21 protein-coding genes are annotated in these 23797 nt (G+C 62.9%); 13 read left to right on the top strand and 8 right to left on the bottom strand.

The features are described from left to right. Nucleotides 1-429: 429 nt before the first annotated feature. The 3 genes from ACROSR_RS17120 to ACROSR_RS17110 all read left to right on the top strand — a co-directional run bounded on the left by ACROSR_RS17120 (nucleotide 430) and on the right by ACROSR_RS17110 (nucleotide 7466). Nucleotides 430-5070, top strand: a complete 4641-nt coding sequence (locus tag ACROSR_RS17120) for a right-handed parallel beta-helix repeat-containing protein (protein ID WP_432687114.1) — start codon at nucleotides 430-432, stop codon at nucleotides 5068-5070. A gap of 201 nt (nucleotides 5071-5271) precedes the next feature. After that, entirely contained in the window at nucleotides 5272-6672 is a 1401-nt protein-coding gene (locus tag ACROSR_RS17115; protein WP_432687113.1) for an O-antigen ligase family protein, read from the top strand. Further along, nucleotides 6669-7466: a hypothetical protein gene (locus tag ACROSR_RS17110; protein WP_432687112.1), complete on the top strand. Its 798-nt coding sequence runs from the start codon at nucleotides 6669-6671 to the stop codon at nucleotides 7464-7466. The genes ACROSR_RS17115 and ACROSR_RS17110 overlap by 4 nt, the downstream gene beginning before the upstream one ends. A gap of 13 nt (nucleotides 7467-7479) precedes the next feature. Here the strand turns inward: ACROSR_RS17110 and ACROSR_RS17105 are convergent, their stop codons facing one another. Genes ACROSR_RS17105 through ACROSR_RS17095 form a run of 3 tightly spaced genes read right to left on the bottom strand, consistent with a single transcriptional unit; the run spans nucleotide 7480 to nucleotide 10102 of the window. After that, nucleotides 7480-8436: a glycosyltransferase family 2 protein gene (locus tag ACROSR_RS17105; RefSeq protein WP_432687111.1), complete on the bottom strand. Its 957-nt coding sequence runs from the start codon at nucleotides 8434-8436 to the stop codon at nucleotides 7480-7482. Between the two features lie 53 nt (nucleotides 8437-8489). Continuing rightward, the gene (locus ACROSR_RS17100; protein ID WP_432687110.1) at nucleotides 8490-9320 is read right to left on the bottom strand and encodes a polysaccharide pyruvyl transferase family protein; all 831 of its coding nucleotides are present in this window, start codon (nucleotides 9318-9320) and stop codon (nucleotides 8490-8492) included. Next, on the bottom strand, nucleotides 9317-10102 hold the full coding sequence (locus ACROSR_RS17095) for a Stf0 family sulfotransferase (protein ID WP_432687109.1): 786 nt from the start codon (nucleotides 10100-10102) through the stop codon (nucleotides 9317-9319). The genes ACROSR_RS17100 and ACROSR_RS17095 overlap by 4 nt, the downstream gene beginning before the upstream one ends. A 391-nt stretch (nucleotides 10103-10493) precedes the next feature. Here ACROSR_RS17095 and ACROSR_RS17090 point away from each other — a divergent pair, with 391 nt between their 5' ends. Both ACROSR_RS17090 and ACROSR_RS17085 read left to right on the top strand, forming a co-directional pair. Further along, nucleotides 10494-10721, top strand: a complete 228-nt coding sequence (locus tag ACROSR_RS17090; RefSeq protein WP_432687108.1) for a hypothetical protein — start codon at nucleotides 10494-10496, stop codon at nucleotides 10719-10721. Continuing rightward, nucleotides 10694-11116, top strand: coding sequence for a helix-turn-helix domain-containing protein (locus tag ACROSR_RS17085; protein ID WP_432687115.1), 423 nt, complete (start codon nucleotides 10694-10696; stop codon nucleotides 11114-11116). The genes ACROSR_RS17090 and ACROSR_RS17085 overlap by 28 nt, the downstream gene beginning before the upstream one ends. A 133-nt stretch (nucleotides 11117-11249) precedes the next feature. Here the strand turns inward: ACROSR_RS17085 and ACROSR_RS17080 are convergent, their stop codons facing one another. Continuing rightward, complete coding sequence (locus ACROSR_RS17080) at nucleotides 11250-11408, bottom strand: hypothetical protein (protein WP_432687116.1); 159 nt, start codon at nucleotides 11406-11408, stop codon at nucleotides 11250-11252. On the opposite strand from ACROSR_RS17080, the gene ACROSR_RS17075 reads away from it, so the two are divergent. Next, nucleotides 11385-11489 carry a hypothetical protein gene (locus ACROSR_RS17075; protein WP_432687107.1) on the top strand — a complete coding sequence of 35 codons (105 nt, stop codon included), beginning with the start codon at nucleotides 11385-11387 and terminating at the stop codon, nucleotides 11487-11489. The two genes, ACROSR_RS17080 and ACROSR_RS17075, sit on opposite strands and share 24 nt — an antisense overlap. Nucleotides 11490-11935: 446 nt before the next feature. Here the strand turns inward: ACROSR_RS17075 and ACROSR_RS17070 are convergent, their stop codons facing one another. Next, nucleotides 11936-13456 carry an oligosaccharide flippase family protein gene (locus ACROSR_RS17070; RefSeq protein ID WP_432687106.1) on the bottom strand — a complete coding sequence of 507 codons (1521 nt, stop codon included), beginning with the start codon at nucleotides 13454-13456 and terminating at the stop codon, nucleotides 11936-11938. 423 nt (nucleotides 13457-13879) lie between these two features. On the opposite strand from ACROSR_RS17070, the gene ACROSR_RS17065 reads away from it, so the two are divergent. From ACROSR_RS17065 to ACROSR_RS17040, 6 genes are all read left to right on the top strand, one after another. After that, complete coding sequence (locus ACROSR_RS17065; RefSeq protein WP_432687105.1) at nucleotides 13880-15091, top strand: ISAzo13 family transposase; 1212 nt, start codon at nucleotides 13880-13882, stop codon at nucleotides 15089-15091. 134 nt (nucleotides 15092-15225) lie between these two features. Further along, a complete protein-coding gene (locus ACROSR_RS17060) occupies nucleotides 15226-16179 on the top strand; it encodes a glycosyltransferase family 2 protein (RefSeq protein WP_432687104.1) in 954 nt (317 codons plus the stop codon). After that, complete coding sequence (locus tag ACROSR_RS17055; RefSeq protein WP_432687103.1) at nucleotides 16169-16351, top strand: hypothetical protein; 183 nt, start codon at nucleotides 16169-16171, stop codon at nucleotides 16349-16351. Before ACROSR_RS17060 ends, ACROSR_RS17055 begins: the two co-directional genes overlap by 11 nt. A gap of 180 nt (nucleotides 16352-16531) precedes the next feature. Then, a complete protein-coding gene (locus tag ACROSR_RS17050; protein WP_432687102.1) occupies nucleotides 16532-17788 on the top strand; it encodes an ISL3 family transposase in 1257 nt (418 codons plus the stop codon). A 497-nt stretch (nucleotides 17789-18285) separates the two neighbouring features. After that, a complete protein-coding gene (locus ACROSR_RS17045) occupies nucleotides 18286-18768 on the top strand; it encodes a UDP-N-acetylglucosamine--LPS N-acetylglucosamine transferase (protein ID WP_432687101.1) in 483 nt (160 codons plus the stop codon). Next, nucleotides 18765-19271 carry a glycosyltransferase gene (locus ACROSR_RS17040; protein WP_432687100.1) on the top strand — a complete coding sequence of 169 codons (507 nt, stop codon included), beginning with the start codon at nucleotides 18765-18767 and terminating at the stop codon, nucleotides 19269-19271. Before ACROSR_RS17045 ends, ACROSR_RS17040 begins: the two co-directional genes overlap by 4 nt. Before the next feature lie 10 nt (nucleotides 19272-19281). On the opposite strand, the gene ACROSR_RS17035 is transcribed toward ACROSR_RS17040, so the two are convergent. After that, the gene (locus ACROSR_RS17035) at nucleotides 19282-19899 is read right to left on the bottom strand and encodes a rhomboid family intramembrane serine protease (RefSeq protein ID WP_432687099.1); all 618 of its coding nucleotides are present in this window, start codon (nucleotides 19897-19899) and stop codon (nucleotides 19282-19284) included. A gap of 331 nt (nucleotides 19900-20230) precedes the next feature. On the opposite strand from ACROSR_RS17035, the gene ACROSR_RS17030 reads away from it, so the two are divergent. After that, a complete protein-coding gene (locus ACROSR_RS17030; protein ID WP_432687098.1) occupies nucleotides 20231-21115 on the top strand; it encodes a hypothetical protein in 885 nt (294 codons plus the stop codon). A gap of 140 nt (nucleotides 21116-21255) precedes the next feature. Here the strand turns inward: ACROSR_RS17030 and xrtD are convergent, their stop codons facing one another. Both xrtD and ACROSR_RS17020 read right to left on the bottom strand, forming a co-directional pair. Beyond that, nucleotides 21256-22851 (bottom strand): VPLPA-CTERM-specific exosortase XrtD, encoded by a 1596-nt coding sequence (gene xrtD, locus ACROSR_RS17025; protein WP_432687097.1) that lies wholly within the window; start codon nucleotides 22849-22851, stop codon nucleotides 21256-21258. A 377-nt stretch (nucleotides 22852-23228) separates the two neighbouring features. Then, nucleotides 23229-23797: IS630 family transposase (locus ACROSR_RS17020; RefSeq protein WP_432687096.1), on the bottom strand; the 569-nt coding region annotated here is incomplete at its 5' end.

The following is a 23797-nucleotide window of genomic DNA, read 5'->3' as shown; positions in this document are numbered from 1 at the left end:
AGCGATATAAACCCTGCTGGCCAATCAAACGGTTTGGCCAATGGTTTTGCTTTAAAATTTGTCTCTTGACCACAACCGCCCTGTTACGGAAGCACCCCGACCTCCCGTTTCGCACCTCGCTCAAAACCGACCGTGCCATGAACAGCGCAGATCGACGAGGGGCTATGTGATCATCCGGGATAGAACATCTATGCTTGTGTGACGTCGTCATGACGACACTTGGCACATTGTGATGCCTTCAGGGGGCGGCATCCACACCATCACCTTTCGGGTATAGCTCGGCCCGCTCGGAATAGGCACGGTTCCGCCCAGAATTTCCCCTACGAGATGTCATCTTTCAACCATAAGGCTAACCCGGATTGGACACACTGTTTTGGTTGGTTCAGGGACAGATTGAACATCTCAACGTGTCATACAGGAGATCACGACATGAGCGATATCTTTTCGGTATCTGGTGCCGCTGAACTCAGGAAGGCCTTGGTCGATGCCAAGGGCGGGGACAGGATTGAGCTGGCGGGCGGGGATTATGGTCAACTCGATCTGATGACCTTCAAGACCTTTGGGGTGAAGGCGATCTATGACAGCCCGGTCACGATCACCTCCGCCGATCCCGGGGACCGCGCCTCGTTCTCCGGCATGGACCTGCGTGAGGTCAGGAACCTGACCTTCGACAACGTGGTGTTCGACTCGGGTTATACTGGCGGGGATCACTGGGTCGGTCCGTTCTCCGTCAGGAACAGCGAGGGCATAACGATCCGCAACTCGCTCTTCGCGGGCGAGCTGGCCTCGGGGACCGGCGATCCGGCGAAGGACGGGTTCGCAACCGGCAAGGGGCTCAGCGTGGGCGGGAGCTCGGATGTCGCGATCGAGGGCAACGAGTTCACCACCTGGCACCGCGGGATGGTCATCGGCGGCTCGGAGAATGTGCGGGTCATCGGCAACGACGTCCACTCCATGCGCTCGGACGGCATGAACTTCGCCGGGGTCAGGAACGTGCGCATCGAGGACAACCACCTCCACGACTTTGCCAGGTCCAAGTCGTCCGGGGATCACTCCGACATGATCCAGTTCTGGACCAACGGGACCTCCAGGCCGTCGACCGACATCGTCATTCGCGGCAATACGCTCGATGCCGGCGACGGGGACGGCACGCAGAGCATCTTCATGCGCAACGAGCTGGTGGATCGCGGCCTCGCCGGCGAGGAGATGTTCTACCGCAACCTGCTGATCGAGGAAAACGTCATCCTCAACAACCATACCCATGGAATCAGCGTGGGCGAGACCGACGGGCTCGTCATCCGTAGGAACTCCGTTCTGGATGCCGATGCGGAAATCTCCGCCACCGTCGCAACGCCCAGGATAAACTTGAAGGCTCAATCAAAGAATGTCGTGGTCGAACAGAACGCGACCGCCGCCATCAACGGCCACACTGATCAACCGGGCTGGACCGTCTCCGGCAACGCCTTGGTCCAGAACACCGGTCTCAACGCGCCGGGCCATTACGCCACCGAGTTCATCCATTCGAGTCTCGGTGGCGCGGCGGAGGCGTATCTCCCCGACCCTGACGGCACGATCGCGCAGCTCGGGGCCGGCGCGAGCCGGCTGCACCTCGACACGACCCCCGACAGCCTCCGGGCGGCGTTCGACGTCTCGAACGACCCTGGCGGCGCAACGTCCGTCGTTTTCGACGCCGCTCATACATACGGGCCGACGGGCGCGCTCGCCGCGGACGACGCGCTCTTCGTGTGGGATTTCGGCGACGGCACGGGGGCGACAGGGCAGGTGGTGCGCCACGGCTATGCCGAGGCCGGACACTACGACGCGACGCTGACGGTGGTGACGCCGGACGGCGCGACGGCGGCGGCGCAAGGCGGTATCGCGATCATGGGGGCGGACATGCTGACCTTCGATCCGCAGACCGGCGCCTTCCTGGCCGAGGGGTACGGCGAGGCGACCCCGGTCGAGGGCAGCGATAGCGGCTCGGTCGCGCAGGGCGATGGCCACGTGATCGACCTCGGCGGCAGTGGCACCGCGGTCGGCATCCCCCCCGACACCGGGATCGCGCGGCTGTTCGGGGCCGAGAGCTTCGAGATGTCGATGACCCTGCGCGCCGACACGCCCGGCAGCACCGGCGAGGTGGCGCGGGTGCATGGCAATTTCACCCTCTCGGTCGCCAACCGGGGCGAGGTGAGCTTCAGCCTCTGGACCGACGAGGCCAGGGCCGATCTGACCACTACACATGTCACGGTCAACGACGGCGAGGACCACGACATCCGCATCGTCTTTGACGGCGCGTCGGACCGGCTCGAGATCCATGTCGACGATGCGCTCGCCGCGGTGACGGAGCTGGAGGGGGCGGTCCGCGGGGATTACCCGCGCGGCCTCACCTTCGGCAACCCGTGGGGCAAGGAGAATTTCGACGGCACCCTGACCGCCTTCGATATGGAGGTTGGTAAGCAGGATTATCCGGATTATGCGGGTGATACGTCGGCGATTCCGGAAGATGCGATCCCGGTCGACAACTTGCCGAGTATCGCCCCGGATGCAACCGATCCCGCGCAGAACGACTCTGGCGGCGCAACGTCCGTCGTTTTCGATGCCGCTGAACTCAGGAAGGCCTTGGTCGATGCCAAGGGCGGGGACAGGATTGAGCTGGCGGGCGGGGATTATGGTCAACTCGATCTGATGACCTTCAAGACCTTTGGGGTGAAGGCGATCTATGACAGCCCGGTCACGATCACCTCCGCCGATCCCGGGGACCGCGCCTCGTTCTCCGGCATGGACCTGCGTGAGGTCAGGAACCTGACCTTCGACAACGTGGTGTTCGACTCGGGTTATACTGGCGGGGATCACTGGGTCGGTCCGTTCTCCGTCAGGAACAGCGAGGGCATAACGATCCGCAACTCGCTCTTCGCGGGCGAGCTGGCCTCGGGGACCGGCGATCCGGCGAAGGACGGGTTCGCAACCGGCAAGGGGCTCAGCGTGGGCGGGAGCTCGGATGTCGCGATCGAGGGCAACGAGTTCACCACCTGGCACCGCGGGATGGTCATCGGCGGCTCGGAGAATGTGCGGGTCATCGGCAACGACGTCCACTCCATGCGCTCGGACGGCATGAACTTCGCCGGGGTCAGGAACGTGCGCATCGAGGACAACCACCTCCACGACTTTGCCAGGTCCAAGTCGTCCGGGGATCACTCCGACATGATCCAGTTCTGGACCAACGGGACCTCCAGGCCGTCGACCGACATCGTCATTCGCGGCAATACGCTCGATGCCGGCGACGGGGACGGCACGCAGAGCATCTTCATGCGCAACGAGCTGGTGGATCGCGGCCTCGCCGGCGAGGAGATGTTCTACCGCAACCTGCTGATCGAGGAAAACGTCATCCTCAACAACCATACCCATGGAATCAGCGTGGGCGAGACCGACGGGCTCGTCATCCGTAGGAACTCCGTTCTGGATGCCGATGCGGAAATCTCCGCCACCGTCGCAACGCCCAGGATAAACTTGAAGGCTCAATCAAAGAATGTCGTGGTCGAACAGAACGCGACCGCCGCCATCAACGGCCACACTGATCAACCGGGCTGGACCGTCTCCGGCAACGCCTTGGTCCAGAACACCGGTCTCAACGCGCCGGGCCATTACGCCACCGAGTTCATCCATTCGAGTCTCGGTGGCGCGGCGGAGGCGTATCTCCCCGACCCTGACGGCACGATCGCGCAGCTCGGGGCCGGCGCGAGCCGGCTGCACCTCGACACGACCCCCGACAGCCTCCGGGCGGCGTTCGACGTCTCGAACGACCCTGGCGGCGCAACGTCCGTCGTTTTCGACGCCGCTCATACATACGGGCCGACGGGCGCGCTCGCCGCGGACGACGCGCTCTTCGTGTGGGATTTCGGCGACGGCACGGGGGCGACAGGGCAGGTGGTGCGCCACGGCTATGCCGAGGCCGGACACTACGACGCGACGCTGACGGTGGTGACGCCGGACGGCGCGACGGCGGCGGCGCAAGGCGGTATCGCGATCATGGGGGCGGACATGCTGACCTTCGATCCGCAGACCGGCGCCTTCCTGGCCGAGGGGTACGGCGAGGCGACCCCGGTCGAGGGCAGCGATAGCGGCTCGGTCGCGCAGGGCGATGGCCACGCGATCGACCTCGGCGGCAGTGGCACCGCGGTCGGCATCCCCCCCGACACCGGGATCGCGCGGCTGTTCGGGGCCGAGAGCTTCGAGATGTCGATGACCCTGCGCGCCGACACGCCCGGCAGCACCGGCGAGGTGGCGCGGGTGCATGGCAATTTCACCCTCTCGGTCGCCAACCGGGGCGAGGTGAGCTTCAGCCTCTGGACCGACGAGGCCAGGGCCGATCTGACCACTACACATGTCACGGTCAACGACGGCGAGGACCACGACATCCGCATCGTCTTTGACGGCGCGTCGGACCGGCTCGAGATCCATGTCGACGATGCGCTCGCCGCGGTGACGGAGCTGGAGGGGGCGGTCCGCGGGGATTACCCGCGCGGCCTCACCTTCGGCAACCCGTGGGGCAAGGAGAATTTCGACGGCACCCTGACCGCCTTCGATATGGAGGTTGGTAAGCAGGATTATCCGGATTATGCGGGTGATACGTCGGCGATTCCGGAAGATGCGATCCCGGTCGACAACTTGCCGAGTATCGCCCCGGACGCAACCGATCCCGCGCAGAACGACACACCGCAGACCGCCGCGCCGGATGAAAATGATGCGCAGGGTGACAGCGATCCGGCTGAGGAGCCCCCGACGACACAGGACCGCACGGAAGCACCGGGTGACGAGGCCCCCGATCAGTCGGACGAGGTCGTGACGCAAGGCCCCAACGTCGTCATCGACACCGAGGCGGACCGTCTTGAGGTGATCCTTGATGACACTGTGGCGCATGACGGGACTGATGCCGATCCCGTGCTGATCGCCATCAGTCCTGCCGGGTTTGAACGGGACGGGGCGATCGGAACCGCCTGGACTCATCAGTACGATAGTTTCAGTGACCCCGACGACACGGAAATTTTTGTGGATGATGCATTGATGCTCTGAGCAGAGGTCATGCCGCGTATCGCAACACGCCTCCTGCCAGTAACTGGCCCGGAAACCGGTTGCTCGCAAGGCGCCGCACCATGCGACAAGAGGCATCGCTTGGCTTCCGGGATGCCCCGAATATCATAGGAAAGCCATTTATCTTGGAGGTGGAAACCGATACCGTCATATCCTGACGGAAGTTTTTCCATCGGTTGATAGATGCGAAAAGGCGATGACGTGGTAGCGGAAACGACGGGACATGCCGGCACTTCGATCGGATCGGGCATATCCGGCGTACCTGCTCAGGATCGGGGGCGTCTCTCGATCTGGATATGGCTGTTCGTCATCGGGTTGATCATCCCGCTGTTCATCTTTCTTGGCCCGGTCCGCCTGACGGTCTACCGGGTGGCATTGCTCGCCGCCTTCTTTCCGACGGTGCTCTTGTGGTTGAGCGGCCGGGCGGGCGGCATCCGGTTTCCCGATATCTGCGTGGTGCTCATATGCTTGTGGTCGTCGATTTCCATGGTGGTCATGGATGGTGGGCTCGGGGCGATCGTGCAACCGCTCGGCATATTGTGGGTCGAGACTCTGGGGGCCTATCTGCTGGGCCGGTGCTACATCCGCACGCCGGAGGCATTCCATGCCATCACGCGGCTTCTGTTCTGGCTTGCCATCGTGTTGTTGCCCTTCGCCGTCTTTGAGCTCTTCACGGGGAGGAACCTGTTTCTGAGGTTGTTCGGCATCGTCGGCCCGGTCTACTGGGAAAACGTTCAGGACGGTCGGCTCGGTCTCGAACGCGTGCAGGGGCCCTTCGCGCACCCCATCCATTTCGGGGTGTTCTTCGGGACCCTGACCGGCATGTTCTATTTCGTGCTCGGATACGGGAAATCATGGCTCAGACGGGTGCGGAATGCCCTGCTCGCCGTCTTGCTGTGCTTTTCCTCGCTCTCCGCGGGACCTCTTGTGGCCGCGATGTCGCAAATCATCTTCCTGTTATGGGACAGCATCATGAAATCCGTTGCCTCGCGCTGGTACATCTTCCTGGGCTTGGCGCTCGTGGGCTACTTCGTGGTGGACGCGATTTCCGACCGCACGCCGTTCCACGTCGTGATCTCCTATCTCGCCTTCAACTCGGCCACGGCCTACAACCGAATCCACATATGGAATTTCGGGGTGGCCAGCATCTTCGACTACCCGCTCTGGGGGATCGGGCTGACCGGGGACTGGGCACGTCCTAATTGGATGGTAAGCAGCATGGACATGTTCTGGATTGTGCCGGCGGTGCGGCACGGCATCTTGGTCTGGATCGGCTTCTTGGCCCTGTTCTTTTCGGTGTTCCTGAACGTGGTCTACCGTTCGGGCTTCGGCGAACGCATTCAGTGGTACCGGATGGGCTATCTCTGCACCCTGACCGGCCTGTTCGTCGTCGGCTGGACAGTGCATTTCTGGCACGCGCTTTTCGCCTTCTTCATGTTCCTGCTGGCAAGCGGCATGTGGATGCTGGACTGGGAGGAAAGCGACGAGACCGGGGATGACGGGCCCGTCGACGACACCCGGAGGAAGACCGTGCCGTATACACGCTTTCCGGCCCAGCCCGCCGGACAGGATCGCGGGGCATGACCGAGGAGACGAAGATGGACTGGTGCTGTATCGCAGTAGTAAATGATATGGCGGTTCTAGAGGCGAATCTTGCAGTTTCGCCCGCATTGGTGGCGGACTCCGAGCGGCTGATCCTGCTGCGCAATCAGTCCTCGGCCTCCATCGCCTACAATGCCGGGCTCGATGCCACGACGGCAAGGATCTGTGTCTTCGCGCATCAGGACATCTACCTTCCTAAGGGGTGGGAAGGTCGCCTTGCGGAACAGGTCGCACAACTTGATCGTTTTCACCCGGACTGGGCGGTCGCCGGTCTTTTCGGGGTGGATTGCGATAATGTACATGTCGGGCGGGTTTGGGATGGCGGTCTGGACAAAGAACTGGGTCGTTCATTTGAAAGGCCGGTTGATATTCAATCCATTGACGAGTTGATAATCATATTGAACCGGGATAAAAAAATTCGATTTGATTGTAGTTTGCCGAGCTTTCATTTGTATGGAACTGATATTGTTCAGACCGCGCTTTCAGCGGGATACGGGGCGTTTGTTATCCACGCTCCTGTAATACACAACAGTGTGCTGGTTGCAGGACTGCATGGCGGTTTTATGCGCGCCTATGACTATATGCGCAACAAATGGTGGAGCTATCTTCCCATAACCACACCTGTTACAAGGATCACACGATCCGGTATTGCGGCAAGGTTGAAAGACCTGCGCAGGTACCAGCTCAATTTTCGCAACAGGAAAAGGATTGATACGGCGCGAATGGCTGAGCGTCCGGATCCACAAAGAATCGCCCGCAAATTGGGGTATGAGTGACGAATGACTCCTGCTATGATCGAGTGAAGGTGCTACGTCGGCGGAAGCTGATCTTGTAGCCGTGACACCCGAACAAAAGAGGCGGTAGTGCCTTGAGCCAGCCCTTGAGCACCGACGGGTGCTGGCGGGCCGCGGCGATCGCGGTCCGCCGGTGCGCACCGGCGGCCTCCGCGGCTTCCGCCGCGGCGAGGCTGAACAGCGCGCCGCTGATGCGCCGGCGCACCAAGTCCCGCTGAGCCGGCGACAGATCCCGGTCCAGGAGCGCGGCGGCGACCCGGACCCTGCCGGTCGCCGATTCGACCGGGTGCTTGCTGTCGATTCTGCTGAGGGCGCCGTCATCCCCCGCCAGCCGACGCACCTCTCCCAGAATGTCCCCGGTGAACAGCCACGGCCCCCTTAGCGCCAGTATGGAAAACAGCGCGGTATCCTCATGAATGCGCATCGTCTCGCGAAAGCCGCCCTCCTCGAGGACCCGCTCCCGGTGCAGGGCCGTGGCCGTCGGGAAGACGCCGCTCATCGTCTGGGCGACCGGGCTGCCGACCCGTTCTGCGCGGCCCCGGGGATACCGCCACCCGCGCAGCTCGAAAAGCTCTCGGTTCCCGCTGCCTCCGGTGAAGCTTATGTTGCCGGTATGCCCGACGATGTCCTCGCCTGCATCGGCCAGATCCCGGTGCAGCGCGGCGATCCGTCCCGGCCGCCACAGGTCGTCTGAATCGAGGAAGGCCACCCAGTCCGAGCGTGCGCGCCGGATGCCGGCATTGCGCGCGGCGGCGACCCCGGCATTGGCCTGGCGCACCACGGTGATGCGGTCGTCATACCTGTCGAGGACCTTGGCCGTGCCGTCGGTCGAGCCGTCATCGACGACGATCACCTCGTCGGCGGGCGGATCCTGCGACAGGACGCTGTCGATCGCCTCGGCGACACAATGCGCGCGGTTGTAGGTCGGGATGATGACCGAGACAAAGGTCATGGCACCCTTCTCGTGGTGGCGGGCCGGGGACATAGGGACATATGGGCGCTCTCCTAGCTCCTGAACGCGGCTGGGAAGGCCGCCAGAAGGTCCTGCGTGCTCCCGGCAAAGCGGCTCACCCCGGCCTCCTGCATGACTGCCTCCAAGTCGGCCATCAGCGTCGCCGCGGTGTCGCCGCGATACGGGGTCTCCCCCGGCGTCGACGTGACCGAGTAGTAATCCTTAAACTTCCAGTCCCCGCCCTCGAGGCGGTTGGAGAGGGAAATCCACTTGTTCGCGATCCCGTAGGCATCGGCGAGGATCAGCCCGTGCAGCGAGGAGGAAAGGATCACGCGGCACCGTCTCATCTGCCGGATGAACGCCTCGGGGTCTAGCGCCACGTCGATGACCAGGTGATCTCTGGGCATGGCCTCGGCGATCCGGCGGGCGATGTCCTTTTCCGAATGGTGCGGGACGATCCCGACCCGCATGTCGGTCTCGACCTCCGGGTCGTGGAAAATCGGCATCAGGAGCCCTGGATCCCCCAGCGGGACGTCGAGGGAGACGCCGCAGATCTCCTGCATCAACGCCAGCGTCCTTTTTCCTCGTAGCGCATGGATCTGCCCAGCCGTGATGGGGCGTCTCGGGCCAGTCCCGTTGATCGACCCCGAGCCCCATATGACCGAGCGGGGGCCGGCCCCTTCGAGGATGCTTCCGATCCCCATCAGGTGCCGGAACCGATGGGTCAGGGCCTTGTGGACCCTCCGGCCAGTGTGCTGGGTCACCATGTAGGGGTTCAGCAGATCCCCGACATTGGGCTCGTTCGAGTAGTATCTCATCAGGATCCCGCCCGGATCGAGGATCCTGCAGGAGAGATCGTGCGAAAGGCGCTGAAATCTGTTCATGTGACGGAATACCCTTGCAGCCTGCGGCGTGCCCGACGAAGAAATCCGGGACGCGCCGGGCGTCGATCCGCAGTATACCGTTCGATCCATGCCTCTGTTCGTGTTTCTTGTCCTTGGCGCTGGATCGGAGCTTCGGTCACAAGAGATTCTTCGGGCAGTAAGATATCGGCAAACTCGGCGATTGACCTGATGGTTCCGCCAAGATCGCGCGCCATGGCCTCGTAGAACACGTCGCAGGTCTCGATCCCGGCCCTTTTGAAATAACTTGCCCATCGGGCATTCTGAAGGGCTATGTCGTCAAGACAGGCCGAGATCAGGTCCGCATCGTAGCAGACCCGGTCAGATGTGGCCTGCTGACCGGTTATCCAGACACCTGTCTGTCGTGCCACGGCATAGGAGATGGCCTGTCTCAGGACATCCGCCCGCCGAATGAACACCACCTTCGCATGCGGAAACCTCGCAAGCAGGTCCGCTGGTGTTCCGAATTGGGCTGTATGGCTGAAATGCGCCTTTACCGAAAATACCCCGTTTGGGGTCGTGCGGCGGTACATCAGTTGTTGCAGCGCTTCGTCCGTCGTCGTGGTTCCAAGCCGCCGGTGCCATTCCACGAGATTGCCGGGATTGCAATATTCGTAAGGAACGCCGACATGGCCGGTCTCGCCGAGGGCATGACCGAGCATGTGGCTGCCGCATCGCGGTGTTGATGCGATCAGCACCGTTTTGTCGGGGCCCCCGACACACGGTTGATCCTTGCTTTCGGAGAATTGCTCGTGATGGAACATTGGATCCTCTTTCGTGTTGCCGGTGAATAGGCCACCGGCCTGCTCCCCGCAAGTCGGCCCGGCGGATCATCGGAAACCGGATGACCTTCTGCAACACCGCACGGCCGCGGCCCTCTCCCGGGAGACGCGCGTCGGCCCGGCCAGGAGCGCGCTACGCGCGAATGGAAGGGCCAGGAGCCGGGGCGCCATTTCGACGGCCCTTCTCTTGGCGACACGCGCCCATGACGGTTTCTTGCGTTCGATCCGCTCTTTCAAGTCGGCGGGCAGGTGGGGCAGGAGCTCCGTGTAGCAGAACTCATGGTTATACCAACGGCCTTTTGCGCTGACTCTCGAGGGTCTTTGCATGCGCTTTCTGAAATGATTCACTGCCAGCGAGGCAATGGAGGTTTCGATGGCGGTTACAATCACACGAAAGGACCGGACGGCGGGCGAGCTTCGCGCGGTCGCGGCGAAATGCAAGGATGCGAAAGCGGCGCTTCGGATGTTGTCGATTGCGATGGTTCTGGAGGGCTATGACCGCAAAACTGCGGCAGAGGCCTGCGGCATGGATCGCCAAACCCTGCGCGATTGGGGTGAAGGGCGCCCGGACTTCTGTCCAGTGGACAGAAGTCAGCCCTGAACGGGAGGAGCCCCGGCAGCCATAACGCCGAGGGGCTGGAGGGTCTGTCAAACCGGCGATCGGGAGGCCGGCCGCCCCGAATGACGCCCGAGCAGAAAGCCACGCTGGCCGATTGGGTGCGTGCGGGTCCCGATCGTACCAAGGACGGCGTTGTCCGGTGGCGGCGGATCAACCTCAAGCACCGTCTCGAAGCGGAATTCGGCGTGGTCATGCATGAACGCACGGTCGGCAAACACCTGACCGCTCTGGGGTTTCGCCGTCTTTCGGTGTGCCCGCAGCACCCCAAATCTGACCCGGAGGCGCAGAAGACTTTAAAAACCTTCTCGGCCAGGGTAGACGAGGCGCTCGCGGATCATGCCCGCGGCAAGCCCCTGGAGGTATGGTTTCAAGAGTGAGCCGGGCCAGAAACGGTCCGGGGGACCGTTTCCCGGCGAACGCCCGGGTGGGCCAGCAAGGCACGGTCACCCGGGTCTGGGCCAAACGCGGAACCCGGCCAAGAGCCCCGCGCGACACCCGCTACAAGTCCGCCTACATTTTTGGCGCCATTTGCCCCGCGCGCGCCGAGACCGCCGCGTTGGTCATGCCACATGCCGACACGCAGGCGATGAACGCGCATCTTGCGGAAATCTCGAGAACCGTTGCCCCGGAGCCCATGCCATCCTCGTGCTCGACGGGGCTGGCTGGCATGGATCGACCATCCTGGAGCTGCCGGACAACATCTCGCTTCTGCTCCTGCCGCCCTACGCTCCGGAACTTAATCCGGTTTAAAACATCTGGGCCTATCTGCGCGCCAACACGTGCCGCGGTATCTCCGGATACCACCGACTGATCGTCTCCGCGGCCACGGTCAGGTTCGATGTCAGCACCGGACACACGGTATCGGCAATTTCGATCCTGCGCTCTCCGGCGGCCCATGCCGGCAGCTACGAGGCCAGAAGCAGGGCGTTGCCATCGTGAACGACGTCGCCGTCCAGCCAGCCCCGGACTGTGTCCGGTTTCCGTCTCTCGAACCGGAATCGCACCGATGCCCTACCCGGCGCGCATTCTATATCGTTGATCAGCATGAAACTTGATACTTCGCCGAGTTCATTACAAAATCACGCGGAATTTTATTATCAGGACGCGTTTCGTAAGACAAGCGACGGGGCGGTTGCTTTCCTCTGGAGGTTTGTCCCGCGGCATCCGCGCTGGGAGGCCTGACGCGGTGTCTTCGGTCAAGACGAATGCTCGACGGGCCAGCCTATGGCGGCGTAGAACCTGTGCGCCCGGGACACCAGCCGTCCCTGCGGGCCGATCCGACCCAGCACGCGCCGCCCGCCAATGAGCGTGATCGCCGCCGCGAGCGCCGGGGCCGCGATCGCGGCGGCGCCCGGCGCGAGACGGGCGAGCGCCAGCATGGCGAACACCAGAAGCGCGGTCGCCGCGAAGATCCGGACGGATCCGGTCTGCCAGCGAAACCCATTGAGGCGGCGCGCCAGCAGGGCCACCATGACGATCTGCAGGGCGTGCGCAAAGAGATAGGCCACCCCTGCCGCCTCGATCCCGAGGACCGGCAGGCCGAGCCAGATCGCCAGCAGGAACAGCGCGTTGAACTGCAGCTGAATGTAGAGGAACACCATGGACCGGCCCGCCGCGATGAAGGATGCCCCCATCGTTCGCGTGGTCAGCATCATCACGGCGCCCGCCATCTGCCATTGCAGCACCGTGGCGGCGGCATCGAATTCGGCGGAATAGAGCAGGCGGATCAGCCAAGGCGCCAGCCCGGTCATCACCAGCAGGAGCGGCCCGCCCAGGGTCAGTGCGAGCTGCATCTGGTCGTTCATCAGCCGGGCCGCGCTCTCGCGGTCGCGGATCACCTCAATTAGCCGCGGGAGGTAATCGGTCAGCATCGCCTGGACCAGGAACCCGATATAGGTAAAGGTGATCGTCCAGGCGGCCGCGAACTGTCCGGCGGCGTCGAGGCCGAGGTCGCGGGTGATGAGCGTGCGGATCACGAGCAGCGTGGCGAAATGCACCAGCCCGCCGAGCATGAAGGCCGCGCCGAGCCGGACCATCGGCTTCCAGAGCTGCCAGATCTCGGCGAGCGGCGGCCGGTCGACCGCCGGCAGTGGCAGGCGCCGGACATAGAACGCACCCACAAGGAACGCACCCGTTGTCTCGGCTATCAGGAACCAGATCAGCCCCTCCCGGCCAAGCAGCAGGATCGCCGCGATCCCGGCCACGGCGCCGGCCAGTGTGCCGAGCACCATCACTCGACTCTGGTCGTTGATCCGGCGCATCCCGCGCAGTAGCGTCTGCTGAGACGACGACAGCAGGAACAGCAGGATCACCACGCCGACCAGCCCGATCCCTGTCGCGCTCTGCGCGTCGCCCAGCAGCCAGACCGATATCGGTTCGCGCAGCAGCCAGACCGCCGCCATCGCCACCCCGCCCTGCAGCCCGAGCATGACGAACAGCACGCTTTTCAGCCGCGCGAGGAGATCCTGATCGCCCTGCGACGAGGCGAGCTGGCGCACGGCGCTTTGCGGAAGGCCGAGCCCCGCCATCTGCGCCACCAGCATCTGGAGGCTGGAAAACACCCCCAGGAGCCCGGTCCCGGAGGGGCCGAGCATCACGGCGACCAGTTTGGCCTTCACAATGCGGATGAGGATGGAGAGAAACTTGGCAGAGCCGATCACGGCGACCGATTTCAGTAGCCCGCGGGTATTGTCTGCCGGAGGCAATGTGTTATTCATGAGATCCTCAGGCCTTCCTTCGATCCCGTATGACAGGCCTTGCGAAAGGCGACGAAGCTGTCCGAAATGATGTAATAGATCTTCTAACCCGCCACCTCGCAGGTTCTTATATCGTTCGGACCGGAACACAAGCCATGGACGAACGCCGCATCCTCGGGCACCACTAGAAGCAGCCGGAGGCGGGCTCCGGTGATTTCGGGGATCATGTCCATAGGGCCCTGCCAAGAACGTCTTTCGTGGATAGGACAGTAATCCCGAGCCCGCGGGAAGACAACCAAGTCGTCTCGCGCGGGACGTGTCCTGTCGCGGGCGCTTAGGATGCCCGCAAAGATAATTGAATCGGTTCGCTTGTCTTGATGTGCGGCGGTGTGACTCACCACTATGGGATTCCTTGCCGGGGCTTCTGGCGTTACCGGTTGCTGCATGATCGATCGACAGGGGATTCAGTGGCGGTGGGAAGCGGACGGCTCGAAGCGTGACGAGCGGGGTCGGCGGGTGTTCGCTGCAAGCGAGGCGCGCGCGGCGGGTCGAGGCGGTGTTGCCGCGGTCTCGGCGATCACGGGGCTTGCCCGCTCGACGATCGGGCGCGGACTGAAAGAGCTCGACATGCCGTCGCCACCGCACGGCCGAGTGCGCCGCGAAGGTGGTGGTCCTCGGCTGTTGACGGAGCGCGATCCGACGCTGCTTGCCGACCTTGAGCGCCTAGTTGAGCCGGCAACGTTGGGCGATCCGGAGCGGCCGCTGTTGTGGGTGTCGAAAAGCTTGGACAAGCTGGCGCACGCGCTTGGCGACATGGGCCATGCGATCAGCCCCAACAGCGTGCGCAAGCTGCTTGTCAGGCTCGGCTTTTCGCGCCAGGTCAACCGCAAGGCGGATGAGGGCGCGAAACATCCCGATCGCGACGCTCAGTTCGAGCACATCAACACCAGGGTGATCGCCGCACAGGTGGCGGGCGAGCCCGTCATCTCGGTCGATACCAAGAAGAAAGAACTCGTGGGTGCCTTCAAGAACGGCGGCAGCGACTATCGCCCGCGGGGCGAGCCACAGCGCGTGAAAGTGCATGACTTCGTCGACAAGGCGCTTGGCAAGGTCGTCCCCTACGGCGTCTATGATGTGGCCGCCAATGAGGGTTGGGTCAGCGTCGGGATTACGGCCGACACGGCCGAGTTCGCGGTTCAGTCAATCCGCACTTGGCGCGAGCGTATGGGGCGCGCGCGCTATCCGAAAGCCCGTGCGTTGACGATTACCGCCGACTGCGGTGGCTCCAACGGAGCGCGCGTGCGGCTGTGGAAGACGGAACTACAGAAACTCGCCAACGAGACCGGGCTCATCGTCCACGTTCATCACTACCCGCCGGGCACGTCGAAGTGGAACGGGATCGAGCACCGGCTGTTCTGCCACATCACGCAAAACTGGCGCGGTCGTCCGCTCACAGATCGGCTCGCCGTGGTCGAACTGATCGGCGCGACAACGACCAGGACCGGGCTCAAGGTCGAGTGCGCGATCGACGACAGCACCTATGAGAAGGGCGTGAAGGTCTCCGATGCCGAGATGGCCAGCATCGACATCGCCGGCGACCAATTCCATCCGGAATGGAACTACACAATCAAACCGCGGCAGTCAGCGATAGCGTAGCGGTTATCCTTGCGGGTGTCCTTAAACCCCTTGCATCATGGCTTGCATTGAGAAATGAACATGCCAAAGGCGCGTCGCGCCGCGATGCGGCATGGCCCGCAACATGGTCGCCCCCGCTGTTTTCAGGATGCGTAATGTCACATGATCCACGGCAAGCCCCTGAATTTTCGGTCATCGTCATCAGCTACAACACCCGCGACATGACCCTGGCCTGCCTTACGTCGGTCTATGGGCAGACGCGCGGCGATGTCGAGGTGGTGGTGGTCGACAATGCCTCGACCGACGGGTCGGCCGAGGCGATCCGGGCGCAATTCCCGCAGGTGCGGCTCATCGCCGAGAACGTCAATCACGGATTTGCCGCCGCCCATCATGTAGCCGTGCCGCATTGCCGGGCGCCGTGGCTCTTGTTGCTGAACCCCGACACCGTCGTTCTGGACAGCGCGCTGGACAAGCTGATGACGTTTCGCCGCGCGCGCCCCGAGGCGGGCATCTGGGGCGGGCGGACGGTATTCGCGGATGGCAGCCTCAACCCGGCATCGTGCTGGCGGCGGCAGACGCTGTGGTCGCTCTTTTGCCGGGCCTCCGGGCTTGCCACGGTGTTCCGGCGCTCGGACCTGTTCAACCCCGAGGCCTATGGCGGCTGGCCACGCGACACGGTGCGCGAGGTAGATATCGTAACAGGCTGCTTTTTGCTGATCTCGCGCAAGACCTGGGACCGGTTGGGCGGCTTCGATCCGGTCTTCGTGATGTATGGCGAAGAGGCCGATATGTGCCTGCGCGCGCGAAAGATCGGCCTGCACCCCATGATCACCCCCGAAGCGACGATCATCCATTACGGCGGTGCCTCGGAAAAGGTGCGCGCTGACAAGCTGGTGCGCCTGTTGCGGGCCAAGGCCGAGCTCGTGAAACGGCATTTCGCGCCGGGCACACGCGCGCCAGGTCTGGTGCTGCTCGCGGCCTGGCCTGCCTCGCGCCTGCTGGCGCTGTCGGTGCTGTCGGCGTTGTCTGCCCGTGCTCGCTTTCGCGATTCGGTGACGGCATGGCGCACGGTCTGGCAGCGCCGGGGGGAATGGCGTCATGGCTTCTGATCGGGGGGCCGACGCGGCCGGGCAGCCCGCAACCCCGGTGCTGCGCCGCATCGCGCAGGGAGATCTTTGCGCCGGCTGCGGGGCCTGCGCCAGGGTCTTTCCGGACAGGATCACCATGGGGACGGCACCACCCGGGTTCCTGCGGCCCCGCGAGACCGCACGACTTCTGTAACAGGGCGGTTGTGGTCAAGAGAAAATTTGGTCCCTTCTCGATCTGTGTGGGTTGGCGGGCTCACCGAGGCTTGAGCGGGCCGGAACGTGTCAACCATCGCAGCGACGGACGCGCCGGGCGATGTTGGCCTGTACGTGGTTTTTGAGTAGCCTTCGGCCGTTCTGAACGATGGAGGGCGGAATGGCCCCGGAGACGACCCTTTTCACGATGGCGCTTGGGCTGGAGGCGCCGTGGTATGTCGATGGTGTGGCGTTTGACGCGGCCATGAAGCAGATCGATTTCGAGGTCGCGTTCAAGGCCGGTAGTCGCTTCGCGTGCCCTTCGTGCGGCGCTGCGGACCAGCCGGTCCACGACACGCGGCGGCGCAGCTGGGAACACCTGCGGTTCTTCGAGCACAAGGCCATCATCCATGCCGCGGTTCCGCGGGTCGCCTGCCGCGAGTGCGGCAAGACCCGGCAGGTGACGGTCCCGTGGGCGCGCAGCGGCTCGGGGTTCACGCAGCTTTTCGATGCCTTCGTGATCGCGCTGGTGCGCGCGATGCCGGTGAAGGCCGTGGCCGAGCTGTTGGACGTGGGCGACGACCGCATCTGGCGCGTCGTGACGCATTACGTCGAGGCCGCACGGGCCGAGGAGGATTTCGAGGCTGTCACCGCCGTCAGGATCGATGAGACCGCCGCACGGCGCGGACACGCCTACATCACCCTTGTCCATGATCTCGACGCCCGGCGTTTGCTCTTTGCCTGCGAGGGGCGCGACCAGGGCACCGTGGCCAGCTTCGTCGAGGATCTCGAGGCGCATGGCGGCGATGTGAGCAGGATCACTGCCGCCTGCATCGACATGAGCCGATCCTACATCGCGGGGGTGGCCAGGCATCTGCCCGAGGCGGCGGTCACCTTCGATCGCTTCCACGTCGTGAAACTCGCCAACGAGGCGCTGGAAGAGGTCCGGCGCGCCGAAGTGCGGACGGAACCCGCCCTCAAGCGGTCGCGCTGGATGTGGCTGAAGGACAAGCATCACTGGACGAAGACGCAGATCGCGCAGCACCACGACCTGTCGCGCCGCAAGCTCAAGACCGCGCGGGCGTTCCGGATGAAGGAAGAGTTGCGGGACATCTTCGCCCAGGCCGACAGCAAGGCCGAGGCGGCGGAGCTGCTGACCGCGTGGCTGGCATGGGCGAAGCGATCCCGCCTGGCACCGTTCCGCAAGCTCGCCAGAACGCTTGGGGCGCATTGGGACGGGATCCTGAACGGGTTCGACAGCCGGCTGACCAATGGCGGTGTTGAAGCCATCAACGGCCTGATCCAGGCGGCCAAGGCCCGCGCCCGCGGCTATCGCACGACACGGAACTTCATCAACATGGCCTACCTCGTCGCCGGCCGGCTCACGCACCTCCCCGCATCACCCTACGACACAACATGTGGTGCTGTCGTCCGATAACCGGAAATGCAACCCACCCACACAAAACGCGAAGAAGCCCCGAAACCGGGCAAAAGATGAGGGTGCGTCAGGGTCATCGTCGCCACAAGAGTGCCACAGGACTCAAAATGAGGGAAAGAAGAGAGTGTCGGGGCCTTGTGATACGATCCTGCCCCCTACCGGAATCTACCCCAATGATGCAACGACCCTATTTTGGGGAACAATTCTGGTGCGGCAATGCTGAATCTCAGCCTGTTTGTCGCGCGACAGCAGACGATCCGCCGCTGCGCCATCACGGCTACGCGGGACGATCTCTCCTCCACCTGCCTGCGCGAGATGGGGATCACCGGCGAGGTCATAGAGGCGTCGGACGTGACGCTGCGCCTGCCATATGATCCAAGCAGCAGGCGGGGCGCGACAGGCCTGACGGGCGCGCCCCGCATGGTGTCTGGAATACGCCTTGCGCCACGCGCATGTCATCGGATACCTGCTCAATCAGTTTAAGGGGAAATGCGCGCATGTCCAGAGATCCCAAGCTGATGGTCGTGGCCTCGGCCGGCGGGCACTGGGTGCAGCTGATGCGCCTGCGCCGGGCCTGGCGCGATCTGCCGGTTCTCTATGTCAGCACTGAGCCGGGATTGAGAGATATCGTTCGCGCCATGGCCCGTGACGAGGGCAGCCCGGCGCCTGAATTCCGCGCGGTCACCGATGCCAACCTGTCCGAAAAGACGCGGCTGCTGCGCCAGCTCGTGCAGGTCGCGGCCCTGCTGCTGCGACACCGGCCGGACGTGATCGTCACCACCGGGGCGGCACCGGGCTATTTCGCGCTGCGCCTCGGCAAGCTTCTGGGCGCGCGCACGATCTGGATCGACAGCATGGCCAATGCCGAGCAGCTGTCGAAATCGGGTCAGGAGATCGGCAAACATGCCGATCTGTGGCTGACGCAGTGGGAACACCTCGCCCGCCCGGGGGGGCCGCATTTCATGGGGGCGGTGCTGTGATCTTCCTGACCACCGGCACGCAGCTTCCATTCGACCGGCTGGTGCGGGCCGTCGATGAGTGGCTGGACGGGGCGGCCTCCTCTCATGAGGTTTGCGCCCAGGTCCTGCCACCGCCGCGGGACGCGTATGTGCCACGCCATTTCAAGACCGTGGCACGGTTCTCGCCGGCCGAGTATGCTGCGGCGTTCGACCGCGCCGATCTGGTCGTCTCGCATGCCGGGATGGGCACCATCCTGACCGCGCTGACCGAAGGCAAGCGGATCTGCATCATGCCCCGCCAGATGCGCTACGGTGAACATCGCAACGATCATCAACTGTCCACCGCCGAAAGGCTGGGGGCGCATCCCGGGCTCTTCACGGCGCGTGACGAGCATGACCTGCCAAGTTGCCTTGATACGGCGCTGCAGATGGACAGGGCGGCGCGGGATCTCGCAGTCGATCCGTTTGCGGAAGCGGGCTTCACGGACCGGCTGCGGGCGTTCATCCTGATCGGGCAGCGCTGAGACGCATCTCTCATCCGGCAGGATTGTCCCGCAGTCCCCACGCCGCGATCCAGCCCGCCACGAACCCGCCGAGATGCGTCTGCCAAGCCAGACCCCCGGCCATCGCCCAGTACATCACGAGGTTGAGCCCGACCAGCAACAGGACCACCCGCAGCACCGGCCCGGTCGGTGCGCGCATCCGCCGCCGGGCGGTATACTCCCAGCCTGTCAGCACCCCGGCCAGACCGAACAGCGCGCCCGAGGCCCCGACCATCGGCTGCACCGCCGAGGACAAGAGCGCAAACCCCGCAGCACCACCCAGAAGCGAGGCCGCATAGATCGCGGCAAAGCGCCATTGCCCGACCCGCTCGATCACCACCCGCCCCAGCGAGGCCAGCGTGATCATGTTGACCAACAGGTGCAGGGCCCCGCCATGCAGGAACCCGTAACTGGCGAACATCACGGCGGGCTGGCTGGGATAGTTGGGCCGCCAGTTGTCCAGCAGTCCGCGCCAGAACCCGCCGTTCTGATAGGCCAGCCCCCGCCACCGTAACGAGCCCCAGAGACCGTGATCAGCCCCCTGCAACACCACCTCGACGAGAACACAGATGGCGAGGATGCATAGCAGGACAGCATTGGCGGCGGCCAATGCCGAAAGACGCGTGCAAGGGGGCGGCAAGGGCCGGGGTTTCATCCCAGATGGATGCGCCAGTACAAGGCAAAACTCAAGCTGAGAAAACAGTGATCCGAATACGGCCCACAATGCCATCCCCGGGTCGTCTTGTGCGATGTGCATGTTTGTGTGATATCAATCGGTATGTGCACAGGAAGCGCGCTTGCTTGATTTTATTACCTGAAACTATTAGTAGCCGCACTGATCACTTCAAGATGATTGTCCACAGACACTGGTGCCCTTACGGAAAACTGCGTATTCCGATGGCGACGATCTGAGTATGTATAGCATACGCTCCGGGGATGACATGATACATGACAGAGCAAACGACCATGAATCACGCCTCTCCGTTCGGACGGCACTCGAGGATCATCCAGTTCACAATGTGCCCCCCGTCGGGGACCCGTATGTTCTTGGACGGTGGCACAAGCACCGGGCGAGTGCAAAAGGCTATGTAAAAGAAGCCCTCGCCAAGGCAAGGAGCCGCTTGGCAGATAGCGTTCCGCCAGCCAAACTGCTGGTTTTTGGGCGTCCTCGGTCAGGCACCACGCTTCTTGGTCAACTCATGGGGCAAGTGCCCGATATTCACGATGATCGCGAATGCCTGCACCATGCTGTTCTTGACCCCTTGAAATTTCTTCAGAACCGGGCGCGCTGTTGCAAGGCAAAAGGCTACGTCTGCAAATTTTTGTCTTACCAGATGTTTGAAGTACAGCGGATCCAAGACCCTCTGGCATTTTTTGAACATCTGCACGACGTCCATTTTCATCTGCTTCATCTTCGTCGACACACATACGATCAGGCCCTTTCGCTGTCGACAGCACAGGTGACAAGTCAGTATTTTCTCGACCCGAGTGCGTCTTACGAAAAGAGGCTCGACATCCGGATCGAGCCAGAGCGTTTCCTGGCACAAGTCCTGTGGAACCTTGAAATGCTCTCTTATGAAGATCAGCTCATGTCGAATTTTCCACATCTTGTGGTGCAATATGAAAACGACCTCCTGAACCCGGTCGCTCAGCAAAAGACGATCGATACGATCTGCACCGATCTTGGGATCCGATGCGGCACCGTGAAAGCCACTCTCCAGCGCACAGGTGGAACGAATGGAAAATTTCGCGTCACCAACGAGGATGAACTGAAGCTGATGCTGCAGAAGAACGATCTCGATCATATTCTCGAGGAAAGGATGTGATCCCGACTAGAGACATTTCCGAAGCGAAACCATCGATACCTACGACGGATCGAGTATGAAGGACCAATGTCGCGAGTCGATCGCGCAACAGTTATGACCAGCCCTGTTTTGCACGGCACGCTTCATTCAGGCAAGTGTGTTCACCCTGGCACAAACCTCGGCAGCTTTGGCAGGCTCTCGCGCATCAGGCGTTGGATGCGGTCGTCGGCGGCGCCTTGGGGTTCATTGTCGCGGATCGGGGTGATGTAGCGCACCATGGCACCGTCGGTGCGGTCGATCGTCAAGCTGTCATAGACCACGCTGATCTTGGCCTTGAAATCGTTGGTCATGCGCTTGCCGCGTTGTTCGAACCAGTAATAGACCAGCTGCTGCGACATCCCTTTCTGAATCACCGCGCGGTTCACTTGAAACGTGCCATAGCCGGTGCCCTGCATCTCCACGGGCACGGTCTCGAAGCTGTAGATCTCCCAGCCGCCGGCGGGCAGGCAGACCTCGGGCGAATGGATGCCACTGCCCTCGGTCTGCTTTTCGTAGAAGGCCATGAAAAGCTCGACCGATTCCGAGGCCTCCGGGTTGCTGAACGAGGCGGCGAGATAGTCGGTGGCGCCGAGGACTTGTTCGATCTGCGGGTCGAGCATCGAGAAATTGCCCGACCATTCGCCCAGTTGCCGCGGGTAGAGCGAGAACGGGTCGCGATCGACGGCGGGCGCGTCGCTGCCCTGCTGCAGCGCCCAGGCCCCCGAGACCGCCAGCGTCAGCAGCGCGCCGACCGCCAATCCGCGCGAGGCGCGGATGCCGGTGATGCGGGCGGCAATGGCGCCGAAGCCTGACGTGTCGAGGTCGATCGCCTCGGACAAGGGCTTGGGCTCGGCGGTCAGCCGCTGCAACGCCACGGCCATCAGGAAGAGGATCGCGATGCAGGCGCCAAAGATCACCCAGCCTTCAAAATAATGCAGGAAGCCTTCGGCATGGCTGATCCCGTAGCTGTTGACCAGCACGCCGATCACCCCGATGCGGAAGGAATTCATCAGCACGGTCAGCGGCACGGCGGCCAGCAGAAGCACCGCCTTGTGCCACATCGGCCCTCGATAGAGGATCGCGAAGAGATAGGAAAAGCTGAGGATCGGAAAGAGATAGCGCAGACCCGAACAGGCCTCGGCCACCTGCAGCTTGTAGACGCCGAGATCGATCACGTTGCCTTCGAGAAAGACCGGCACCCCCATCAGGGCAACGAACCAGACGCCGATCTCCGAGGAGATGGTCTGCAGGATGATGGTCAGCTTGAGATAGAGGAAATGCGGCAAAGGCAGCATGAAGATCAGGTGCACCACGCCCAGCTGGTGCTTCTTACCGCGCTCCCAGCCGAAGATCGTCAGCACGACACCCCCCACCCAGATGATGAAGGCATAGGTGACGATGTCCGGGATCCGCGTGAGATTGCCTGCGAGCGCCACCAAGAGGCCGAAGGCGATGACGACGAGGCCGGGCGCACGGTCGCGCACCTCCGGATCAGTTGGCGGCATGCGGCGCATCTCACGCAGGAAAAGGTAAAGCGATATCAGCGGGATAAGCGGGCCGTGACTGTATTCGGGCGTCGACCAGGCCTCGGCCAGTGACACGAAGCCGATCCAGAAGATCGGGATCGAACCGGCCAGAAGCAGCGTGAACCACAAAAGCCCTGCGGGATTGATCGGGCGGCTGATGATATCGGGGCTCGAGTGGTCTGTGGTGAACATGCTGCCTTGCTCCCGTCGCACGTGGCATCACCGATGCCCGGATCGCCCGCTGAATAGCAGCAAACAGGCCGCATGGCGATTGAAAAACGCAGCCCTAACGGGGTCGTGCCCGCGTCGCGAATGGCCGCGATGGATGCGGATCATCGAGAAGCAGGTTTCATTATGCACTCCTTCTTCAAGTATCTGTAAACATTGGAAGTGTATCCGTATCGGCAACCCGACACGGGCGCCCTTTTCGGGATACGGCAGTTTTGACCGCCTTCGACTCCAGGTCGTCGGTACGGATTTGATAGGGCGCACCGGATACGACCTGCACAGCCGGAAGGATGCCGGATTTTATGAGGCGCCGGATTGTGTGGTTTGTGACGCCTATACCCCTAACCTTCCAAAAACCGAAATTCTTGGTGGGTTATGACGCGGAAATTTTCTGACACCTGTTCGCGGAACATTTTCCATTCTCTTGGGATGGTTTCGCGGAAGAACGCCAGGATGGCGTCGGCGAACTGTTTCCGGGTGGGGTAATGGCGATTATGCGTCACGTGCTGGTGCATGACCGCCCATAGGCGTTCTATCGGGTTCAGATGTGGGCAATACGGCGGAAGCTGGATCAGGTGAATGCGACACTCGGGGCGCGCCAGGAACGCCCTGACATCTGGCCCTTTGTGATAGGCCGCATTGTCCCAGATGACGTAAATCACGCGCTTGTCGGGGTTGCGGGCCTCGATTTTGGCGAGAAGCTGCGTGGCGCTGGTCCCGTCGACGGTGTCTGGCTCGACAAAGGGCGCGTCGAAGGTCTCGAGATTGAGCGCGCCATGGATGTTCACCCGTCCGCGGCCAGCCGTGGTCTTGACTGCCGGGTTTGAGCCGGCCTTCACCCAGCCAAAGGCGGGCTTGGTCTGGTATTCCGGGTGGACGGCGTCGGCGAAATACACCGCCTCATCGTCGC

Source organism: Roseovarius tibetensis, assembly GCF_050896375.1.
In the GTDB taxonomy this organism is placed as follows: Bacteria; Pseudomonadota; Alphaproteobacteria; order Rhodobacterales; family Rhodobacteraceae; genus Roseovarius; species Roseovarius tibetensis.
This window is presented reverse-complemented; position numbering and strand designations above follow the sequence as displayed.

Bases quoted from the DNA above. Each gene is read 5' to 3' on its own strand.
- ACROSR_RS17120 (WP_432687114.1), top strand. From the start codon at position 430: ATGAGCGATATCTTTTCGGTATCTGGTGCCGCTGAACTCAGGAAGGCC.
- ACROSR_RS17115 (WP_432687113.1), top strand. From the start codon at position 5,272: ATGCGAAAAGGCGATGACGTGGTAGCGGAAACGACGGGACATGCCGGC.
- ACROSR_RS17110 (WP_432687112.1), top strand. From the start codon at position 6,669: ATGACCGAGGAGACGAAGATGGACTGGTGCTGTATCGCAGTAGTAAAT.
- ACROSR_RS17105 (WP_432687111.1), bottom strand. From the start codon at position 8,436: ATGACCTTTGTCTCGGTCATCATCCCGACCTACAACCGCGCGCATTGT.
- ACROSR_RS17100 (WP_432687110.1), bottom strand. From the start codon at position 9,320: ATGAACAGATTTCAGCGCCTTTCGCACGATCTCTCCTGCAGGATCCTC.
- ACROSR_RS17095 (WP_432687109.1), bottom strand. From the start codon at position 10,102: ATGTTCCATCACGAGCAATTCTCCGAAAGCAAGGATCAACCGTGTGTC.
- ACROSR_RS17090 (WP_432687108.1), top strand. From the start codon at position 10,494: ATGGCGGTTACAATCACACGAAAGGACCGGACGGCGGGCGAGCTTCGC.
- ACROSR_RS17080 (WP_432687116.1), bottom strand. From the start codon at position 11,408: ATGCCAGCCAGCCCCGTCGAGCACGAGGATGGCATGGGCTCCGGGGCA.
- ACROSR_RS17070 (WP_432687106.1), bottom strand. From the start codon at position 13,456: ATGAATAACACATTGCCTCCGGCAGACAATACCCGCGGGCTACTGAAA.
- ACROSR_RS17065 (WP_432687105.1), top strand. From the start codon at position 13,880: ATGATCGATCGACAGGGGATTCAGTGGCGGTGGGAAGCGGACGGCTCG.
- ACROSR_RS17060 (WP_432687104.1), top strand. From the start codon at position 15,226: ATGTCACATGATCCACGGCAAGCCCCTGAATTTTCGGTCATCGTCATC.
- ACROSR_RS17055 (WP_432687103.1), top strand. From the start codon at position 16,169: ATGGCTTCTGATCGGGGGGCCGACGCGGCCGGGCAGCCCGCAACCCCG.
- ACROSR_RS17050 (WP_432687102.1), top strand. From the start codon at position 16,532: ATGGCCCCGGAGACGACCCTTTTCACGATGGCGCTTGGGCTGGAGGCG.
- ACROSR_RS17045 (WP_432687101.1), top strand. From the start codon at position 18,286: ATGTCCAGAGATCCCAAGCTGATGGTCGTGGCCTCGGCCGGCGGGCAC.
- ACROSR_RS17030 (WP_432687098.1), top strand. From the start codon at position 20,231: ATGATACATGACAGAGCAAACGACCATGAATCACGCCTCTCCGTTCGG.
- xrtD (WP_432687097.1), bottom strand. From the start codon at position 22,851: ATGTTCACCACAGACCACTCGAGCCCCGATATCATCAGCCGCCCGATC.